The 18,265-nt window shown below is 43.4% G+C and carries 10 protein-coding genes and 3 rRNA genes; 11 read left to right on the forward strand and 2 right to left on the reverse strand.

The genetic code is table 11. The features are described 5' to 3' along the window. Window positions 1–25 precede the first annotated feature (25 nt). The 5 genes from rpsL to PSPO_RS00700 all read left to right on the forward strand — a co-directional run bounded on the left by rpsL (window position 26) and on the right by PSPO_RS00700 (window position 7,548). Entirely contained in the window at window positions 26–400 is a 375-nt protein-coding gene (gene rpsL, locus PSPO_RS00680; RefSeq protein ID WP_010562300.1) for a 30S ribosomal protein S12, read from the forward strand. Between the two features lie 100 nt (window positions 401–500). Continuing rightward, complete coding sequence (gene rpsG, locus PSPO_RS00685; protein WP_010562301.1) at window positions 501–971, forward strand: 30S ribosomal protein S7; 471 nt, start codon at window positions 501–503, stop codon at window positions 969–971. 27 nt (window positions 972–998) lie between these two features. Then, window positions 999–3,116: an elongation factor G gene (fusA, locus tag PSPO_RS00690; RefSeq protein ID WP_010562302.1), complete on the forward strand. Its 2,118-nt coding sequence runs from the start codon at window positions 999–1,001 to the stop codon at window positions 3,114–3,116. A 61-nt stretch (window positions 3,117–3,177) separates the two neighbouring features. Beyond that, a complete protein-coding gene (tuf, locus tag PSPO_RS00695; protein WP_010562291.1) occupies window positions 3,178–4,362 on the forward strand; it encodes an elongation factor Tu in 1,185 nt (394 codons plus the stop codon). 474 nt (window positions 4,363–4,836) lie between these two features. After that, complete coding sequence (locus tag PSPO_RS00700) at window positions 4,837–7,548, forward strand: ATP-binding protein (protein ID WP_021032973.1); 2,712 nt, start codon at window positions 4,837–4,839, stop codon at window positions 7,546–7,548. A 23-nt stretch (window positions 7,549–7,571) separates the two neighbouring features. Here PSPO_RS00700 and PSPO_RS00705 read toward each other — a convergent pair whose 3' ends face one another. Beyond that, entirely contained in the window at window positions 7,572–7,982 is a 411-nt protein-coding gene (locus PSPO_RS00705; protein WP_010562304.1) for a VOC family protein, read from the reverse strand. Window positions 7,983–8,201: 219 nt separating this feature from the next. Here PSPO_RS00705 and PSPO_RS00710 point away from each other — a divergent pair, with 219 nt between their 5' ends. The 5 genes from PSPO_RS00710 (at window position 8,202) to PSPO_RS00730 (ending at window position 16,351) form a co-directional block, all read left to right on the forward strand. After that, window positions 8,202–8,690 carry a GNAT family N-acetyltransferase gene (locus PSPO_RS00710; protein ID WP_010562305.1) on the forward strand — a complete coding sequence of 163 codons (489 nt, stop codon included), beginning with the start codon at window positions 8,202–8,204 and terminating at the stop codon, window positions 8,688–8,690. Window positions 8,691–9,247: 557 nt separating this feature from the next. Further along, window positions 9,248–10,780: ribosomal RNA gene (locus PSPO_RS00715) — 16S ribosomal RNA — on the forward strand. 276 nt (window positions 10,781–11,056) lie between these two features. After that, window positions 11,057–13,937 (forward strand): 23S ribosomal RNA (locus PSPO_RS00720). A gap of 142 nt (window positions 13,938–14,079) precedes the next feature. Beyond that, window positions 14,080–14,194 (forward strand): 5S ribosomal RNA (gene rrf / locus PSPO_RS00725). Together the 16S, 23S and 5S rRNA genes form the textbook arrangement of a ribosomal RNA operon. 657 nt (window positions 14,195–14,851) lie before the next feature. Next, complete coding sequence (locus PSPO_RS00730; protein WP_148665214.1) at window positions 14,852–16,351, forward strand: hypothetical protein; 1,500 nt, start codon at window positions 14,852–14,854, stop codon at window positions 16,349–16,351. A gap of 2 nt (window positions 16,352–16,353) precedes the next feature. On the opposite strand, the gene yjeH is transcribed toward PSPO_RS00730, so the two are convergent. Beyond that, entirely contained in the window at window positions 16,354–17,601 is a 1,248-nt protein-coding gene (yjeH, locus tag PSPO_RS00735; RefSeq protein ID WP_010562241.1) for an L-methionine/branched-chain amino acid transporter, read from the reverse strand. A 155-nt stretch (window positions 17,602–17,756) separates the two neighbouring features. Here yjeH and PSPO_RS00740 point away from each other — a divergent pair, with 155 nt between their 5' ends. After that, on the forward strand, window positions 17,757–18,185 hold the full coding sequence (locus PSPO_RS00740) for an Lrp/AsnC family transcriptional regulator (RefSeq protein ID WP_010562240.1): 429 nt from the start codon (window positions 17,757–17,759) through the stop codon (window positions 18,183–18,185). Window positions 18,186–18,265: the final 80 nt, after the last annotated feature.

Raw genomic sequence — 18,265 nt, forward strand, 5'->3', positions numbered from 1 at the left:
AGTTTAATTTATTAGGAGCTATTTAATGGCAACTATCAACCAGCTAGTGCGTAAGCCACGTCGCAGCAAGGTTAAATCAAATAACTCAGCTGCGCTTAAGGCTTGTCCTCAAAAGCGTGGCGTATGTACTCGTGTATATACAACAACACCTAAGAAACCAAACTCGGCTCTACGTAAAGTAGCGCGTGTTCGTTTAACGAACGGTTTCGAAGTAACTTCATACATCGGTGGTGAAGGTCACAACCTTCAAGAGCACAGTGTAATTCTTATCCGTGGTGGTCGTGTTAAAGACTTACCAGGTGTACGTTTCCACACTGTTCGCGGTGCACTTGACTGTGCAGGCGTTAACGACCGTCGTCAAGGTCGTTCTAAGTACGGTGCTAAGCGCCCTAAGGGCTAATGGTTCTCCGTTAGTAAGGCCAAGCACTTAAATTTGTAATTAATATTGTTTTGGGGATTCGCTGAAGTAAAGCGAACCTGAAGAAATCGGAGAGATTAAAATGCCTAGAAGACGCGTAATAGGTCAACGTAAAATTCTTCCAGATCCGAAGTTCGGATCAGAGCTTCTTGCTAAATTCGTTAACGTAGTAATGTTAGACGGTAAGAAGTCAACTGCTGAAAAAATCGTATATGGTGCGCTAGACGTGGCTGCTGAGAAATCAGGCAAGTCGCACCTAGAAATCTTCGAATCGGCACTTGAAAATGTTCGCCCACAGGTAGAGGTTAAATCTCGCCGTGTTGGTGGTTCAACATACCAAGTACCAGTAGAAGTACGCCCAGTTCGTCGCAACGCATTAGGTATGCGTTGGTTAGTTGAAGCAGCTCGTAAGCGTGGTGAAAAATCAATGGGCTTACGTCTTGCACAAGAAATGATTGATGCTGCTGAAAACAAAGGCACTGCGGTTAAGAAACGTGAAGACGTTCACCGTATGGCTGAAGCGAACAAGGCATTCGCTCACTACCGTTGGTAGTAAGCTCTTAAGTTTTAAGAGGATATTATGGCACGTACAACTCCAATTGAGCGTTATCGCAATATCGGTATTTGTGCCCACGTAGATGCGGGTAAAACCACCACTACAGAACGTGTTCTTTTCTACACCGGTCTTAGTCATAAGATCGGTGAAGTTCACGACGGTGCCGCAACTATGGACTGGATGGAGCAGGAGCAAGAGCGTGGTATCACGATCACTTCTGCTGCAACTACATGTTTCTGGAAAGGTATGGACGCTCAGTTCGAAGACCACCGTATCAATATTATTGATACGCCAGGACACGTAGACTTCACTATCGAAGTAGAGCGTTCTTTACGCGTACTCGATGGTGCGGTTGTAGTACTTTGTGCTTCATCTGGTGTCCAGCCACAAACGGAAACGGTGTGGCGACAAGCAAATAAATATGAAGTACCACGCATGATCTTTGTTAATAAGATGGACCGCGTAGGTGCTGACTTCTTGATGGTAGTTGAGCAGGTTAAGAGCCGTTTAGGCGCTGTACCTGTACCAATCCAACTTGCTATCGGTGCTGAAGACGACTTCAAAGGAGTCGTTGATCTTATCAAGATGAAAGCGATTAACTGGTCTGAAGAAGACCAGGGCATGAGCTTCACTTACGAAGATATTCCTGCTGACCTTCAAGACCTTGCTGAAGAATGGCGTGCTCATTTAGTTGAGTCTGCTGCTGAAGCAAACGAAGAGTTAATGGAAAAGTACCTAGAAGATGGTGAATTAACGGAAGAAGAAATCAAAGCAGCAATTCGTCAACGTACGCTTGCGAACGAAATCGTTCCAATGGCCTGTGGTTCTGCATTTAAGAACAAAGGTGTACAAGCGGTACTTGATGCTGTGATTGAATTCATGCCGTCACCAACTGAAGTTAAGCAAATCCAAGGTGTTTTAGACGACGGCGAGACAGAAGAAGAACGTCCTGCTGATGACAATGCACCATTTGCGGCGCTTGCATTTAAAATTGCAACCGACCCATTTGTTGGAACGCTAACTTTCTTCCGCGTTTACTCAGGTGTTGTAGCCACTGGTGATACAGTTTACAACCCAGTTAAAGCTAAACGTGAGCGTTTTGGTCGTATTGTGCAAATGCACTCAAATGACCGTCAAGAGATTAAAGAAGTTCGCGCTGGCGACATCGCGGCAGCAATTGGTCTGAAAGATGTAACAACAGGTGACACTCTGTGTTCACTTGATTCGCACATTACACTTGAGCGTATGGAATTCCCTGAGCCAGTAATTTCAGTTGCGGTTGAACCGCGTACCAAAGCTGACCAAGAAAAAATGGGTATCGCGTTAGGTAAACTAGCGGCTGAAGATCCATCTTTCCGTGTCGAAACAGATGAAGAATCAGGCCAGACCATCATTTCAGGAATGGGCGAACTTCACTTAGATATTATCGTTGATCGTATGAAACGTGAATTCAGCGTTGAATGTAACGTTGGTAAACCTCAGGTTGCGTATCGTGAAGCTATCCGCTCAACTGTTGAAGTTGAAGGTAAGTTTGTACGTCAGTCTGGTGGTCGCGGACAATATGGTCACGTTTGGCTGAAACTTGAGCCAATGGACTTTACGGAAGAAGATGCTGAAAACTTCGAATTCGTTAACGAAATCGTTGGTGGCGCTGTTCCAAAAGAGTACATTCCTGCGGTAGAAAAAGGTGTTGCTGAGCAAATGCAAAATGGTGTATTAGCTGGCTTCCCTGTATTAGGCGTTAAAGCGACGCTATATGATGGTTCATTCCATGATGTAGACTCGAATGAAATGGCGTTTAAGATCGCAGGTTCTATGGCATTCAAGAAAGGTGCGCTTGAAGCGAACCCAGCCTTATTAGAACCGGTTATGAAGGTTGAAGTTATCACCCCTGAAGAAAACATGGGTGATGTAGTAGGCGACCTAAACCGTCGTCGCGGTATGATCGAAGGCATGGACGAAGCGCCAGGTGGTCTTAAGCAAGTAAACGCACAAGTGCCGCTTGCTGAGATGTTCGGTTATGCAACAGACCTTCGTTCTGCAACACAAGGGCGTGCTTCGTACTCGATGGAATTCCTCAAGTACGCAGAAGCATCTTCAAATGTTGCAGACGCAATTATTGCAGCTCGCGCTGTTAAGTAATTTTAGTTCGGTCCGATTCATGTGGGATCGGACTTTAATTTCTTTATAGGAATTTAAGAAAATGGCAAAAGAAAAGTTTGAACGTTCGAAACCGCACGTAAACGTAGGTACAATCGGCCACGTTGACCACGGTAAAACAACTCTAACAGCAGCAATCACTAACGTACTTGCAAAAGTATACGGTGGTGAAGCGAAAGACTTCGCAGCAATCGATAACGCTCCAGAAGAGCGTGAGCGTGGTATCACAATCTCAACTTCACACGTTGAGTACGATACACCAACTCGTCACTACGCACACGTAGACTGTCCAGGACACGCGGATTATGTTAAAAACATGATCACAGGTGCTGCACAGATGGACGGCGCAATCCTAGTAGTAGCAGCGACTGATGGCCCAATGCCACAGACACGTGAGCACATCCTTCTTTCACGTCAGGTTGGTGTACCTTACATCATCGTATTCATGAACAAATGTGACATGGTTGACGACGAAGAACTACTAGAGCTAGTAGAGATGGAAGTTCGTGAACTTCTTTCAGAGTACGATTTCCCAGGTGACGACCTACCACTAATCCAAGGTTCAGCTCTTAAAGCACTAGAAGGCGAGAAAGAGTGGGAAGACAAGATTGTTGAGCTTGCAGAAGCACTAGACACTTACATCCCAGAGCCAGAGCGTGACATCGATAAGCCATTCATCATGCCTATCGAAGACGTATTCTCAATCCAGGGTCGTGGTACAGTAGTAACAGGCCGTGTTGAAGCTGGTATCATCAACGTGAACGACGAAGTAGAAATCGTAGGTATTAAAGAAACTACGACTACTACTTGTACGGGTGTTGAAATGTTCCGTAAGCTTCTAGACGAAGGCCGTGCTGGTGAGAACATTGGTGCACTTCTACGTGGTACTAAGCGTGATGAAGTTGAGCGTGGTCAGGTTCTATGTAAGCCTGGTTCAATCAAGCCACACACTAAGTTCACTTCAGAAGTATACGTACTATCTAAAGATGAAGGTGGTCGTCACACGCCATTCTTCAAAGGCTACCGTCCACAGTTCTACTTCCGTACAACTGACGTAACAGGTGATATCCAATTACCAGATGGCGTAGAAATGGTAATGCCAGGCGACAACATCAAGATGACTGTTGAGCTAATCGTTCCAATCGCGATGGACGAAGGTCTACGTTTCGCGATCCGTGAAGGTGGCCGTACAGTAGGTGCTGGTGTTGTAGCAACTATCGAAGACTAATTCTTGATAGTTAATGCATAAGCATTGAAAAACCCGAGTTTAGGCTCGGGTTTTTTTATGTCAAAAATACCGATACTTTGTTTAATTTAACGTTCTCGTTTCACATCATTTTATATTACCGATCGTTTGGCGATAACTTGCCTTGAACAGCCGTTCAGAAACAGTGTACTTAGCTTTTAAGCATATTACTTTGTAGAGCAGTTGAATGAATGGAACTTCCTCATTCGCTATTCATTAATATTCAGCGTTACTTATTACCCCATATCGCACTTGTTGCACAATTAACGCTTCGCTATCCCAAGAGTTAAGTATTGCTCTAGTGCTTCAAAAGCCTAATGCGATCTGTTACCCGCTATAATTTTATATAGTTGCTGTAGTCAGCACGTGAAACATTTAAGCATTTGATTAATCGTATTATGAACTAACTTTTGTGCTATGTTTAAACAGTTCATTATACAAAATAAGGCTTACTGAATGCCGCTTACTCTTACAAGATTACTTCGCAACGATGTAGTTATTTTTGTACTCATCGTGCTTGGTTATTATTCTTTTGGTGTATTCGGTACTTTCTTTCGTATAGAGCCTGGTTTTGCGAGTGCAGTATGGCCAGCTGCTGGGTACGCCGCAATTGTCGCACTGCGCTATGGTAGTAAGGCATATATACCAATCTTTGTCGGCGCTTTACTGGCAAATATTTATAGTTCAGGAAACGATATTTTTTCCATTTCTGCTTCCGATTTAATGTGGAACAGTGTTCGTGCGGCGGGCGCTTTGTTGCAGGCTGTCATTAGCTGTTTGCTCCTAAAAAAATTGTGTGATTTTCCACTTAGCTTAAATGCAGCAAAACCTTTGTTAAAAGCGCTAGTTTTAGTCAGTCCGTTTGCTTGTATGGTGTCTGCAACAGTTGGTACCAGCTCTTTATACTTACAGGGCATTATTCCATTTAGTATCGTCGATTTTGTTTGGTTCACTTGGTGGGTTGGTGACAGTGTTGGCGTGCTGTTTTTCTTCCCATTATTTGGCATGTTACTTCCATCTAAGCTTTTTAGCCCAGTGAGTAACGTTAAAGTTGTATTGGTTACTGGTACCTTATTGCTGATATCCGTGTGCTTTACATTTTCTTATTCAAAAGAAGTGTATCGTAAAAATTTAAACCTAACTTTCGCAGATATTACTGAAAAGAAAGTTTACGAATTACAAATACTCAAACGACAAATCGAAACTAACCTGTTTGCTTTGGCAACTTTGTTTCGTAATGGTATTGATCCCAATATTGATGAATTTCAGTTAATTGCATCATCTCTTAATAATGGCGGTATTCCTTACCGTGCAATTGCTTGGTTAGATTGTTTAGAGCGTGAAGAGTTAGAAGTTTGGTATGAAAAACAGTCTGAACGAGGGCTAGAAGGATCAAAACTTAGAATCATCGATGAAAGCAGGCAGTTTTCACAAATTTTTCCAATCAGTCTAACAGCGCCATACGCTACTAATAGTTTGGCTATTGGTCTCGATTTAGCGAGTCACCCAATTGCAGGTGATACCGTATTTGAAGCGATAAATGCACGGGCAATTAAAGCAACACCGCCGGTTCGCTTACAGCAACAATCAGATAAATTAACAGGCAATGTAATTTACTTTCCGGTATTTAGAAATAGTGACGACAAGCTATTAGGTATCGCCGAAGTGGTGATTGAAGTTGATAAGTCGCTTGAAAAGCTAATGCTTGAGGATGCCTCTTCAGATTATTATCATTTTTCAATTTCAGACAAGCAATCGCCTAGTTCGCCGTACGTTGCAGGTTTAGAACAGCAACATAATACGAGCCATAGTCTACACTTCGCTAAATCTTATCAGTTAGCATGGTTTGGCCGTGATTGGCTGGTTCATTTTGAGAGTACCGATAGTTTTGAAAATACCAAAAAGGATTGGTTAAGTTGGCTTACACTTATTGTGGGTTTTATTATTGCAGCAATTGGTGTGATGTTTACTTTAATTATTGCGGGTTTTAACGATCAGCTAAAGCGTAAGGTAAAAGACAAAACAGCACAATTAGCCACAGTAATTGAACAACTCAAAAAAGCAGATCAAGTAAAGAACGAATTTATTGCAAACATGAGCCATGAAATTCGTACCCCGTTAAATGTTGTTTTATCCACATTGCAATTGCTAAGAAAATCCAAACAAGCGGCAAAAGAGCAAGAGCTCACTGACAGTGCGCTTTCTTCAGGTAAAACACTGCTAACTATAATTAATGATATTCTCGATATATCTAAGTTAGAAGCCGGAAAACTCGAAATTGAATCTACCGAATTTGATTTAGAAAAATTGGTTAAAGACACGGTAACTGAGCAAAAGAGTATTGCAGATGTAAAACGATTAGTAGTGAAACTACATTCAACCTCTTCAGTAACAGGTGTGTGGAAAGGTGACCCGACACGTATTAAGCAGATCTTACTCAACTTAATTAGTAACTCGATTAAGTTTACAGACTCAGGTCAAATTGACGTCAAGGTTGTAAAGTATAAGCGAGGTATTAAAGTCGAAGTAGCAGATTCAGGTATTGGTATGAGCGATACCCAAGTAACACGTTTGTTCGAACGCTTTGAACAAGCAGATACGTCGACAACACGGCGATTCGGAGGCACAGGTTTAGGGCTTGCAATCGTTGCACAACTCGTTCACTTAATGAAAGGTAAAATTGAAGTGACGAGTGAACTAAATAAAGGTTCTCAATTTAAGCTCACAATTCCATTGATACACGAAAGTCGTGAAGTATTAAAACCACGAGATGATGCACAGTTAACGATGCCGTCACTCAATGGCACAACCATTTTGTTGGCTGAAGATAATAAAGTAAATCAAACTGTGTTTAAGGCAATTATGGCGCCAGCGAAAGCAACACTATTAATCGCTGAAAATGGAAAACAAGCAATCGACTTGTTTCAACAAGAAAACCCAGCCATCATTTTTATGGATATTCAAATGCCAGAGATGGATGGTGAACAAGCTTGCAAATATATTCGGCAACTAAATAACACCATCCCAATAGTAGCGCTAACAGCAAACGTACTTGAAAGTGATGTAACAAGGTATTTAAGTGAAGGGTTTAACGTTCATCTTGCAAAACCCATCGATATTAATAAATTAATTGAGACCTTAGTCCAGTTAACTGTAACTAGCGAATAACATATTAGAACGCCAAGTGTACGCTAGTCGCTATTTCGCTCAGAAGGCAGATCACTTAAATACTCAACAAACTCCACTTCAAATCCGTCAGGGTCAATAAAATAGGCATTTTTACGAAAAGGATGCTCACTGCCCTTATCGACAAAAAAGCCTGCGTCACACATACGCATTATGAGTGCATCTAAATTACTCACAACATAGGCAAAGTGCGCGAGTCCTGTTTGATGACCAGAGAGTTTTCTTATCTCTCCCTCACCATGGTCACTGAATGCAATATAATTTAAATCGTCGCCAAAGTGCAGCCATTGCTGTGCCTTGCCGTACCACTCTCCACTTCCTTTTGAGCGAATTCTCCAGTGTGGAAAAGCTGCTTGATAAAAAGTCAGTGACTTATTTAGATCAGTAACAACTAAATTAACGTGTTCCAAAAACATTGTGGTTCCTTATTTTAATGGTGAAGTAGATACCAAGATTGAATATTTGTTTAAAGTACAAAGGTAGCGTGTAAATGAGTTCATAAAATCACTCCTTAAATTGAGAAAGCAGGATGACTATAAAAGCTCAAGTTAGATTGAGGTAAAGCACTATTTATATTTTTTTAACAGCGGTTTTGTGTGATGATTGAAAAATTATTGGTCAAATGAGTGATAGCAGTGGAAGTAGTTGTAGTAGAACAAACCAACATGCGTGTGTATTTAAACTTGTTGCAAGGGTATGAAGCCGAGTTTTCAAAAATCACAGGTAAATTACCTAACCACATGGGACTGTTCGATCTCGACACAGAGCTGGTTGCTAATGTTTTTGGTTTGCTCTGTTATTTAGAAGGTAAGCCAATTGGATTTGCAGCAATAAAACGAGTTGATAGTAAACAATTTGAGGTGTGTGAGTTTTACATAGTTCCAAGTTTAAGAGAGCAAGGGTTAGGAAGTAGATTCGCGAGTTGGATTTGGCAGCATTATGGTGGTGCATGGCAGATTAAACAGATTGCGGGTGCAAGCAAGGCAACGCAATTTTGGCGAAACGCAATCACAAGCTTCAATGCAAACTACTCTGAAACAAAGATTAATGATGAATATTGGGGTGAGGTAACGCAGCAATCATTTAATACTGAGGCCCAAAATTCACAAGTAAACTCGCTTTAAAGGGCATTTTTTATAAGAAAACGTACAAAAATGAGCTGTTTTGTACGTATTTCACCCAAACGATCCAAAAAACTAAAAAAAGTTTGAAATAGGGGTTGATCCAAATTCGGATCTCTCTATAATGCGCCTCCACAAACACGGGGAACGACGCAGCATAGCAGCGAATCACGAGTTGGTTGAGTCAAGTAAAACTGAGTTTTGAACGTTTTCAAAATAAAAAGAAAATAATCAAAATTAAGTGTTGACAAAAAAATAGGAAAGCGTAACATACGCAGCCCTAACAGCGACGAAGCGTCGCGGCAAGTAAGGCACTTGCAGCGTTCTTTAAACAGCCTTAAGCTGAGAACGTAGTTCTTTAACAAATAGAAGCAATCATCTGTGTGGGCACTCGTACAGATTAAGTTCTAACATACGCTTTTAAAGCGTAACAAAATTTAGACTTAATTGAACTGAGTGACCAACGGAATAAAGAAATTTATTTCAGCACAGTCAATTCGATATCTTTATGATATCAAAATCAGAATTCATTGAGTCGGACGTAAGTCCAAAAACACTTTTAATTGAAGAGTTTGATCATGGCTCAGATTGAACGCTGGCGGCAGGCCTAACACATGCAAGTCGAGCGGTAACATTTCTAGCTTGCTAGAAGATGACGAGCGGCGGACGGGTGAGTAATGCTTGGGAACATGCCTTTGGGTGGGGGACAACCATTGGAAACGATGGCTAATACCGCATAATGTCTACGGACCAAAGGGGGCTTCGGCTCTCGCCTTTAGATTGGCCCAAGTGGGATTAGCTAGTTGGTGAGGTAATGGCTCACCAAGGCGACGATCCCTAGCTGGTTTGAGAGGATGATCAGCCACACTGGAACTGAGACACGGTCCAGACTCCTACGGGAGGCAGCAGTGGGGAATATTGCACAATGGGCGCAAGCCTGATGCAGCCATGCCGCGTGTGTGAAGAAGGCCTTCGGGTTGTAAAGCACTTTCAGTTGTGAGGAAAGGTTAGTAGTTAATACCTGCTAGCTGTGACGTTAGCAACAGAAGAAGCACCGGCTAACTCCGTGCCAGCAGCCGCGGTAATACGGAGGGTGCGAGCGTTAATCGGAATTACTGGGCGTAAAGCGTACGCAGGCGGTTTGTTAAGCGAGATGTGAAAGCCCCGGGCTCAACCTGGGAACTGCATTTCGAACTGGCAAACTAGAGTGTGATAGAGGGTGGTAGAATTTCAGGTGTAGCGGTGAAATGCGTAGAGATCTGAAGGAATACCGATGGCGAAGGCAGCCACCTGGGTCAACACTGACGCTCATGTACGAAAGCGTGGGGAGCAAACGGGATTAGATACCCCGGTAGTCCACGCCGTAAACGATGTCTACTAGGAGTTCGGTTTTTCGGAACTGTCTTCCAAAGCTAACGCATTAAGTAGACCGCCTGGGGAGTACGGCCGCAAGGTTAAAACTCAAATGAATTGACGGGGGCCCGCACAAGCGGTGGAGCATGTGGTTTAATTCGATGCAACGCGAAGAACCTTACCTACACTTGACATCCAGAGAACTTACTAGAGATAGTTTGGTGCCTTCGGGAACTCTGAGACAGGTGCTGCATGGCTGTCGTCAGCTCGTGTTGTGAGATGTTGGGTTAAGTCCCGCAACGAGCGCAACCCCTATCCTTAGTTGCCAGCGATTCGGTCGGGAACTCTAAGGAGACTGCCGGTGATAAACCGGAGGAAGGTGGGGACGACGTCAAGTCATCATGGCCCTTACGTGTAGGGCTACACACGTGCTACAATGGCGCATACAGAGTGCTGCGAACTCGCGAGAGTAAGCGAATCACTTAAAGTGCGTCGTAGTCCGGATTGGAGTCTGCAACTCGACTCCATGAAGTCGGAATCGCTAGTAATCGCGAATCAGAATGTCGCGGTGAATACGTTCCCGGGCCTTGTACACACCGCCCGTCACACCATGGGAGTGGGTTGCTCCAGAAGTAGGTAGCTTAACCTTAGGGAGGGCGCTTACCACGGAGTGATTCATGACTGGGGTGAAGTCGTAACAAGGTAGCCCTAGGGGAACCTGGGGCTGGATCACCTCCTTATACGATTTAGAACTTTTTGTTCGAAGTGTCCACACAGATGATTGTTAGCTAAGCAATAGCTTAGTTAATTTGCTCTTTAAAAATTTGGAAAGCTGACAAACTTTAAATTAAGTACTTACTTGTAAGTGCATTATTTAATTTAGAGTTCTCAAAATAAAGTAAAGAAAATTATGCCGCATAACGAAAGTTATGTTGGTATCTACTTTAGTATTCAATATTTAACTTCTGGCGGAGTTAAAAACTGTCTTTGACGATACAAACCATTTTGGGTTGTATGGTTAAGTGACTAAGCGTATACGGTGGATGCCTTGGCAGTTGGAGGCGATGAAGGACGTATTAACTTGCGATAAGCCTAGTCAAGCTAGTAAAAAGCGCTTGAGACTAGGATTTCCGAATGGGGAAACCCACCACTTAGTGGTATCACTTACTGAATACATAGGTAAGTGAGGCGAACCGGGAGAACTGAAACATCTAAGTACCCCGAGGAAAAGAAATCAACCGAGATTCCGAAAGTAGCGGCGAGCGAAATCGGATTAGCCCTTAAGCTGTAATGTAGTTAGTGGAACATTCTGGAAAGTTTGACGATACAGGGTGATAGTCCCGTACACGAAAACTTATTTACAGTGAAATCGAGTAGGTCGGAGCACGTGAAACTTTGACTGAATATGGGGGGACCATCCTCCAAGGCTAAATACTCCCAACTGACCGATAGTGAACCAGTACCGTGAGGGAAAGGCGAAAAGAACCCCTGTGAGGGGAGTGAAATAGAACCTGAAACCGTATACGTACAAGCAGTAGGAGCAGATTCGTTCTGTGACTGCGTACCTTTTGTATAATGGGTCAGCGACTTATATTCAGTAGCGAGGTTAACCATTTAGGGGAGCCGTAGTGAAAGCGAGCGTTAACTGCGCGTTTAGTTGCTGGGTATAGACCCGAAACCCGGTGATCTAGCCATGGGCAGGTTGAAGGTCAGGTAACACTGACTGGAGGACCGAACCGACTATCGTTGAAAAGCTAGCGGATGACCTGTGGCTAGGAGTGAAAGGCTAATCAAACCGGGAGATAGCTGGTTCTCCCCGAAATCTATTTAGGTAGAGCCTCGGACGAATACTATTGGGGGTAGAGCACTGTTAAGGCTAGGGGGTCATCCCGACTTACCAACCCTTTGCAAACTCCGAATACCAATAAGTAATATCCGGGAGACACACGGCGGGTGCTAACGTCCGTCGTGGAGAGGGAAACAACCCAGACCGCCAGCTAAGGTCCCAAAGTGTATGTTAAGTGGGAAACGATGTGGAAAGGCCCAGACAGCCAGGAGGTTGGCTTAGAAGCAGCCATCCTTTAAAGAAAGCGTAATAGCTCACTGGTCGAGTCGGTCTGCGCGGAAGATGTAACGGGGCTAAACATACCACCGAAGCTGCGGCTGCGAATTTATTCGCGGGGTAGGGGAGCGTTCTGTAAGCTGTTGAAGGTGTACCGGGAGGTATGCTGGAGGTATCAGAAGTGCGAATGCTGACATGAGTAACGATAAAGCGGGTGAAAAACCCGCTCGCCGGAAGACCAAGGGTTCCTATCCCATGCTAATCAGGGTAGGGTGAGTCGACCCCTAAGGCGAGGCCGAAAGGCGTAGTCGATGGGAAACGGGTTAATATTCCCGTACTTGGAATAATTGCGATGGGGGGACGGAGCAGGCTAAACAAGCATGGCGTTGGTTGTCCATGTGAAAGTATGTAGGCTGGAAACTTAGGCAAATCCGGGTTTCTAAGGCTGAGATACGAGACGACACACTACGGTGTGGAAGTTGTTGATGCCATACTTCCAGGAAAAGCCTCTAAGCTTCAGATTATTTCGAATCGTACCCCAAACCGACACAGGTGGTCAGGTAGAGAATACTAAGGCGCTTGAGAGAACTCGGGTGAAGGAACTAGGCAAAATTGTACCGTAACTTCGGGAGAAGGTACGCTCCTATCTGTGATGAGACTTGCTCTCTAAGCGGACGGGAGTCGCAGTGACTAGGTGGCTGGGACTGTTTATTAAAAACACAGCACTCTGCAAATTCGAAAGAAGACGTATAGGGTGTGACACCTGCCCGGTGCCGGAAGGTTAATTGATGGGGTTAGCTTCGGCGAAGCTCTTGATCGAAGCCCCGGTAAACGGCGGCCGTAACTATAACGGTCCTAAGGTAGCGAAATTCCTTGTCGGGTAAGTTCCGACCTGCACGAATGGTGTAACCATGGCCACGCTGTCTCCACCCGAGACTCAGTGAAATTGAAATCGCAGTGAAGATGCTGTGTACCCGCGGCTAGACGGAAAGACCCCGTGAACCTTTACTACAGCTTGGCACTGAACATTGACCCTACATGTGTAGGATAGGTGGGAGGCTTTGAAGCACAGTCGCTAGATTGTGTGGAGCCGTCCTTGAAATACCACCCTTGTAGTGTTGATGTTCTAACATAGGCCCCTGAATCGGGGTTGTGGACAGTGCCTGGTGGGTAGTTTGACTGGGGCGGTCTCCTCCCAAAGAGTAACGGAGGAGCACGAAGGTTTGCTAAGTACGGTCGGACATCGTACGGTTAGTGTAATGGTAGAAGCAAGCTTAACTGCGAGACAGACACGTCGAGCAGGTACGAAAGTAGGTCATAGTGATCCGGTGGTTCTGAATGGAAGGGCCATCGCTCAACGGATAAAAGGTACTCCGGGGATAACAGGCTGATACCGCCCAAGAGTTCATATCGACGGCGGTGTTTGGCACCTCGATGTCGGCTCATCACATCCTGGGGCTGAAGTCGGTCCCAAGGGTATGGCTGTTCGCCATTTAAAGTGGTACGCGAGCTGGGTTTAGAACGTCGTGAGACAGTTCGGTCCCTATCTGCCGTGGGCGTTTGAGAATTGAGAGGGGCTGCTCCTAGTACGAGAGGACCGGAGTGGACGAACCGCTGGTGTTCGGGTTGTGATGCCAATTGCATTGCCCGGTAGCTACGTTCGGAATCGATAACCGCTGAAAGCATCTAAGCGGGAAGCGAGCCTCGAGATGAGTTCTCACTTTAACTTGAGTTAACTGAAGGGCCGTTGAAGACTACAACGTTGATAGGCAGGATGTGGAAGTGGTGTGAGCCATTAAGCTAACCTGTACTAATTACCCGTGAGGCTTAACCATACAACGCCAAAGTGGTTTAGACCCGCAGAAGTTGAATAGCTCGAAAGAGCAAAGAACTAAAGTAGATAACTTTACGAATTGAGATAAAAAGACAGTTTTCCAGATTTAGATTTAAGACAAGCTCTTAAGTCAACCAGATTTGCTTGGTGACTATAGCGTTTTGGAACCACCTGACCCCATGCCGAACTCAGAAGTGAAACGAAACAGCGTCGATGATAGTGTGGGTTCGCCCATGTGAAAGTAGAACATCGCCAAGCTCCTAATTAAGTAAAAAGCCCGCTCAATGAGCGGGCTTTTGCGTTTGGGCGTTTAATGAACTTGGAACAATGCCCATAAAGCTGGGTGCCATCGCGCATCCTTGCGCTCACTTCGTCAGGCTGCGAAACTCTGTTTCGGTCCATCGTCACCCATGTGCCTCTTCACCGCTGTGGGCATTTGAAGATAGATTATATTTCAATGAATCGTTATAAATACTTCCCTGTAGCTTGGTTAAATTGGCCTTCCATCACCTCATTACACTGCGAAACTTAGTTAACTACAGGCGTCTTGCCTTCCGTCCTTCGGACCAGCAGAGCTGTTCAAATATATTCCGGATATTTTTGTCGGTCCATTTTCACCCATTTGTTTCTGAGCGTTATGGCGTGTGAATCTCACTAAGCTTCATAACTAGGCTAATTTCATTCACATGTAACTGATTAAAACGCTTTCTACAAAAAGTAAGACTGATTTTCTTATGTCTTCTAAACGTAATATAGTAATATTGAATCATTGATCGAATTGTTGCCTCAGGCTTTCTCCTGATTAATGTCAGTCAACTTTGTTGTAAAATTGTCTTCTCTATGTCGATATAGAAGTGATCCTTTTTACATTTATTGTGCACAGTAAAATATTGCTAAAAATAATATAATAAAAATATGAAGCGCTTTATTCAGTATCAAACAGATCGGTTATCCGCTATCCCAAATATGGCTAGCGCTATCTCGAAGAAAATATCAGAATTCCAATATGATTATCGTAAGATGTTGGAAGAGGCGTCTCTGTTTTTTGAAAAACACTACGAATACGAAGCGGAACTTGCGCAATTAAATAAAAAGATCGTCGCTTACCAAGAACATATCGATATTGTCGAAAACTACCGCAAAGAAAAAGGTAAGTATCCGCTTATTAAAGGGCAACGATCTGCTCAGCGTTATTTAGAAAAACTACATCAAAAGATTGACGAAGCAGAGCTGCGCATCAAACAAATTGCAGCCGAGCGTTTGAAGGCTCGTGGCGAGCGTTACATCTCACTGGAAAAGCTAATCGATAATATTCTCGATTTGCTCGATGGGCCTAAAATATTCAGTCAGTTTTTGGGGACCATGGTACTTTCAACGCCGCTACCCAATGAAACGGTTCGTTGTACGCGAAACGAAAAAAACAAACCAATTTATATTACGGCACTAACCGTTGCGCTTTTTGAAGAAGCTCGCCTATTTAACCAATTTACTTCAACTTATTTAAAGCAAGCGCTGAGCGATATCATCGGATACGATAAAGTTAGCTTAATGCAGCGTCATGATTACAAGCCGTTCACCAAAGAGCAGAAAATGGCTTATCGTGAAGAAGTGCTTAAACCCATCGTTAAGGCTACTTTGCTTCGCCATATTGGCTCTTATGCACCTCATGCTGAAGCAATTTATCAAGGTAATCGGTTCAGGCTGTTAGATGCAGAGCAGCGTAATAAGTTATTAGCTGGAATTAAACGAAACTCCTATCTCTACTTACGTCAGGGTGTAGGTTTACCGCAAAGACGTTTTGATAAAAAAGAAGAACGTGATGAGTTCTTTGAAATTGAAAATGCCAAGTTAGATTTTATGACCCAGTTGCTTGATTTTGATAATCAAGAACCTGAGCTGCGTGACTTGATGCGTATTCCTATGGTGTATGCTTCGTTTATGCTGTCTACCAAAGAGGAATATGATTATCGCAATATGTATCGCGCATATGACATTCTAAAAGATGGCATGAAGCAAGGTGAGTATAACGCAAATTTTTGTGCGTTATTCTTACGTATGGTTGGACGATTCCCGCTTGGCAGTGGCATTTATTTTATCTCGCATGAAACAGAGCAAATTGAAAAAGGCATCGTTTCATCTCTATTTCCTAAAAATCCAGAGGAGCCTTACGTAAAACAAATTACACGTAATCACATACAATCACTTAGCCAAACTGAAGTTTTGGTGGTACGCAGCACTAATATTTATTTTGAATCTACCCGGGAGAACTCGGGGCTAGAAGAGGTGGTGTTTACACAACGCTACCAACCACCGTATGTGTGGAATGCTAATGAAATGTGGGAAGTTCAGGTGCCAGCGTTAGTCTTTTGGAAAAAGGATGGCACTACTAAAAACAGTAATCTCGCTATGCTATAGCATTAGCAGTTATTAGCGAGTTGCACACTGCCGCGGCGTTTTTGCCATTTTACCGCAGGTATTAACACCGTAGCTAATAACAGTGCATAAGCCATGTGCGCACCAATGCCAAATGCAAGAGCCATGCAGGCAATAAACCCTAACGAAATCGTAATACGGTGTTTTGCTGCGAGCAATACCCATGCAGAGCACATGGTTGCAACATAGATAATAACAAACACACCATTTACCCAGTTTATTAAACCTTCCAGATCTTGGCCGCTGAAATAAGTTATAACGAGTACTGTTGCCATGATACTCAGCACACAAATCAATGCTCTTTGCGGTATATTATATTGGTTTGTGTATGCTAATTGTTTGGGCAATACTTTTTGTTCAGCGAAGCTTGCGACAAGTTTGGCCAGACTTGTTGTGTAAACGTTGATGGTAGCAAGGCCACCTGCTGTACCAAGTATACCAATGATATAGTTACCGCCACTGAAATAGTGGTTAAATACGCCGATAATCGCCAGCTTTTGATCATTAGGGTGGGCCAAAACTAATACCGTAGATAATAAATAAATCACGCCAACAATGACACTGCCTATAATCATCGCTGGAATAACATCTTGCTTCGGCTTTTTAAACTCATTGGCAAGGTGTGACATAGCTTCAACACCAAGAAAACTCCAAAAAGCGAGACCCGCGGCACTTAGTATTTTATCGCTATCCAAACTCAGCGTTGTGTTCGATTGCATAACGACTTGTTCATTGCTGAAAGTACATAACAGCATGACAATAAAGGTGATTAACAGGGTAAGCAGAAACTGTAGTTTTGCTGAAACATGAATGCCTTTTCGATTTATGTAAAACAGGCATAAAAGCGCAGCGAGTTCCGCGAGTAACAATTGTACACCGCTAATATTTATCATTCCTTGCACAAACTGAAAGGTCATAATAATGGCCGCGGGTGCACCAATTGGCACGACTAACAAAAACATTAAGCCAATGACTCTGCCTGCAGTTTTGCCAAAAGCTTTTTCAACAAAGTGAGCTGGGCCACCTGAATGTGGAAAAAGTGACGATAGCTTTCCAAACACATAAGTAATAGGGATTAATCCGACTGTTAGTAGAAGCCAAGCGTAGAGTGCATTACTTCCCGACATTTCGACGGTTAGCTGCGGTAGTATAAATACTCCGGTACCGAGTAAGGTTGTTGCCATCATGCCGGCGCCTTGCCAGCGTCCAATGCCTGTATTAACTGATTTCATGTTACTTTGTTTATGGTTTTTAATAGCGCTAGTATAGAAATATTTACTATCTCAAACTGTTTGAGTTGCTAGGCAGAGTGTGTGATATGCAGGTAAAATGACGGTATTACTGCAAAATTAAAACACTTTGAAGGTTTAGGTGATTAAGTATGCAAATGGATAAATTTGATCAGGCGATTATTGGTCAGTTAAAAATAAACGCGAGGCAAAGCGTATCGGCGATAGCTGATGCGGTAAATCTCTCGCGTTCAGCTGTTACAGAGCGGATTAAAAAACTAGAGCGTCAGGGGCAAATTCGCGGCTATCAAGTCTTGCTAAGTGAATCGCAAAAAGTAGGTGTATCTGCTTACTTTGAAATTCAGCATCAGTGCACGCGTTGTTCAAACATTGTTAAGGTGTTTCAGGTGATCCCGGAAGTTTTAACGTGCCATGGCATTACTGGCGACATGGATTTATTGGTTTACGTGCAAACAGATTCGATGCAACGACTTCATGAAATTAGAGAATACTTAGACGCAGAGCCTGATATCGTAAAAATTAAAACACATGTCGTAATGAGTGAATGGATTAATAATTTAGGCTAAATACACGTAAATTATCGTTATATACCGTTGTTACAATTCGTTACGCAAAACTATAGTCGTAATTAATTTACTGGGTTAGC

Origin of the sequence: Pseudoalteromonas spongiae UST010723-006, from assembly GCF_000238255.3 — a bacterium.
GTDB lineage: Bacteria > Pseudomonadota > Gammaproteobacteria > Enterobacterales > Alteromonadaceae > Pseudoalteromonas > Pseudoalteromonas spongiae.

Excerpts from the sequence above, each read along its gene's own strand:
- rpsL (WP_010562300.1), top strand. The coding sequence starts at position 26 with ATGGCAACTATCAACCAGCTAGTGCGTAAGCCACGTCGCAGCAAGGTT.
- rpsG (WP_010562301.1), top strand. The coding sequence starts at position 501 with ATGCCTAGAAGACGCGTAATAGGTCAACGTAAAATTCTTCCAGATCCG.
- fusA (WP_010562302.1), top strand. The coding sequence starts at position 999 with ATGGCACGTACAACTCCAATTGAGCGTTATCGCAATATCGGTATTTGT.
- tuf (WP_010562291.1), top strand. The coding sequence starts at position 3,178 with ATGGCAAAAGAAAAGTTTGAACGTTCGAAACCGCACGTAAACGTAGGT.
- PSPO_RS00700 (WP_021032973.1), top strand. The coding sequence starts at position 4,837 with ATGCCGCTTACTCTTACAAGATTACTTCGCAACGATGTAGTTATTTTT.
- PSPO_RS00705 (WP_010562304.1), bottom strand. The coding sequence starts at position 7,982 with ATGTTTTTGGAACACGTTAATTTAGTTGTTACTGATCTAAATAAGTCA.
- PSPO_RS00730 (WP_148665214.1), top strand. The coding sequence starts at position 14,852 with ATGAAGCGCTTTATTCAGTATCAAACAGATCGGTTATCCGCTATCCCA.
- yjeH (WP_010562241.1), bottom strand. The coding sequence starts at position 17,601 with ATGAAATCAGTTAATACAGGCATTGGACGCTGGCAAGGCGCCGGCATG.
- PSPO_RS00740 (WP_010562240.1), top strand. The coding sequence starts at position 17,757 with ATGGATAAATTTGATCAGGCGATTATTGGTCAGTTAAAAATAAACGCG.